This is a genomic window from Acinetobacter sp. YH12137 (assembly GCF_013418535.1).
Classification (GTDB): domain Bacteria; phylum Pseudomonadota; class Gammaproteobacteria; order Pseudomonadales; family Moraxellaceae; genus Acinetobacter.
In genome coordinates, this window is sequence record NZ_VPBW01000079.1 from 1 (window position 1) to 2331 (window position 2331).

A 2331-nucleotide genomic window follows, 5' to 3' on the forward strand; every position below is an offset into this window, starting at 1 on the left:
ATAAAGCCGGAACCACCGGCATGATTAATCCCAAACCAATCGCATCAAGCGCGACAACAATGAGTGCGGTTATAAGTGATTTTGACATAGATGTGACTTTTATTTATCATTGATAAGTTGGCGATAAAAAACTTTGTACCTGGCATAAAGCTCGGTGGTGTCAGCGCGTGACCGTACCGGCTTCTTTTGATACTGCCGCCTGGGCGGCTTCTCCTGCTGATCCGGTGACGCCTCAAAGGCTCCCAGCCGCTTTTCCAGGGCAGGCTTGGACAGATCGCGGGACAGGGTGCTGGGCTTGACCATCGTGCCGTCATCGGCCCGGATCACCAACCCGTTACCCCTTGGCGTAATCTCCAGGCCGTTATCACGCATGACCTGGTGCAGCTCCGTCCAGGACTGCGCGGCTTTAATGTCGTCCAGGCATTCGCGCTTGATCCAGCCCACCAGACTTTCCACGCCGGCATGGCGCTCCATGTCGGCGGCCCTCGATGCCGCCCCGCGCTGCTGCGGCCGGTGATTGTCTGCCTCCAGGCCATAGTCCCGTTCCAGCGTCTCGCACAAGTCGGCCAGCGCCAGGTGCGGATAGTACGGTTCGTGCATCGTGTGCCTGGTCGGGTGAATCTTGTTGATGGCAATGTGGATGTGCAGGTTGTCGGTGTCGTTATGCACGGCGCTGATACGCTGATGCTCACCAAACCCTAGCCCTTGGCAAATCCGTTCCTCTATCGCCTTCAAGGTGTCGGCATCGGGATTCTCGCCGGCGCGAAAACTGACAATCAGGTGATAGGTCTTATCGCCCTTGGCCCTGGTGTTCATGTGCTGGGTGGCCAGCACTTCGGTGATGGCATCGCGCACTGAATGCGCCTCGCAATTCGTGACCTGAACATGGCCCAGCCGGTGGTCTTTGCTCTGTGCGTCGGTGATGTATTTAGCCAGGTCGGCAAAGTCTGATTTGCCCAGGGAACGCATGGCAACATGCTTGGCAATCATGATGCTGCCCTGGGTCGCACAATAGATTCCATCAATCGGCTCATTTCGTCCTGGTTGGCCTCAATCCGGGCCAGCAGGCCCAAGACAGTTTCAGCGCTGAACCGGGCCGTTCGGGCATCGTCGGTCAGCCACAATTTCAGCAGACCACCGAGGCGGCCCAGGTCGCCATTGACCCGCACCAGCTCGCGCACGTTCTCGTAATCGGTCACGCCCTGGACGGCGTAACCCTGCCCCACGGCCAGCAAAAAAGCAGACGTACTCAAGCCAGCCGCTTGTGCGTTGGCCTCAATGGCGGCCCGCTCTTCCGGCAGGCAATACACCTTGATCGGCGTGCTGCTTTTTCTCGTTACCTTCTGCTCTGTCGCCTCCATCTTTGGCGTCCTCCTGGTTCTCTTATTCCGGCGTCCGCCGATGGCCCCGCAGGGCAGGATTCCCGTTGAGCGCCGCAGGTGCGAATAAGGGGAAGTGAAGAGGAACACCATGCTTGCATGGTGGGCCTACTTCACACATCCTGCCCGCTTCACCACCACTTTAACATCACTACCATTTACCGGCTATAACCCGTTTTATCGACAAACACAAGCCGATTCCACGCATAAGGCGTGCAATCTGGCTTTAGTCGCCTTACAATCGCTTTAATAGCGATAGAATCGGCATTAAATCGCGGATAAATCGACATATAAAAGGCGGTAGAATCGGCATGACTAAACGGCTTACAGAGCGCATTGCAGCGCAAATGCAGACCCAAAAGCCCACCCGTTCAGGACAGAATCGGGCGGCTTTCCTGGCCCAGCGCGACGACATAAAAGAGGCTTTGACCGATGGCTGGCCGGTAAAAGCCATCTGGAAAACGCTGCACGATGAAGGGAAAATCAGCTTCGGATATGATGCTTTTATCAGCTATGTGAACAGTCTGATTCGGTCGCCAGGCGAGCCTGAAAAGGCCACCGCAAGACCGCCGGCATCCTCCCAACCGGCCCCCAAGAAAGCCACCCCAGCGACACCCAAACCAGTACCATCAGCCAGCCATAAGCCGGGGGAGATTCCCAGCTTCAACTTCAACCCCAGCCCGAACAAAGCGGACTTGATTTGACGCCCCAAGGGGCGGATTGGACGCCAAGAGGGAAGGCATAGCCCGCCCCTCAAGTGTCAATGAACCCCTGGAAATCGACCCCGAAAACAGCCCCCTTCATAGAGGCGGCCTATTAACATTTGAGTGGGAGTGACGGGCACTGGCTGGCAATGTCTAGCAACGGCAGGCATTTCGGCTGAGGGTAAAAGAACTTTCCGCTAAGCGATAGACTGTATGTAAACACAGTATTGCAAGGACGCGGAACATGC

Annotated in this window: 2 protein-coding genes and 1 pseudogene; 1 reads left to right on the forward strand and 2 read right to left on the reverse strand. The window is 56.5% G+C overall.

What is annotated here, in order from left to right:
- Nucleotides 1-114: 114 nt before the first annotated feature.
- Together traI and traJ are read right to left on the reverse strand one after the other, a co-directional pair.
- A pseudogene (gene traI, locus FTU72_RS16080) lies at nucleotides 115-990 on the reverse strand (TraI/MobA(P) family conjugative relaxase); the annotation flags it as partial.
- Nucleotides 987-1361 (reverse strand): conjugal transfer transcriptional regulator TraJ, encoded by a 375-nt coding sequence (traJ, locus tag FTU72_RS16085; RefSeq protein ID WP_033472343.1) that lies wholly within the window; start codon nucleotides 1359-1361, stop codon nucleotides 987-989. The gene traJ and the pseudogene traI, both read right to left, overlap by 4 nt.
- Before the next feature lie 329 nt (nucleotides 1362-1690).
- On the opposite strand from traJ, the gene FTU72_RS16090 reads away from it, so the two are divergent.
- A complete protein-coding gene (locus FTU72_RS16090; protein ID WP_052928019.1) occupies nucleotides 1691-2083 on the forward strand; it encodes a TraK family protein in 393 nt (130 codons plus the stop codon).
- Nucleotides 2084-2331: the final 248 nt, after the last annotated feature.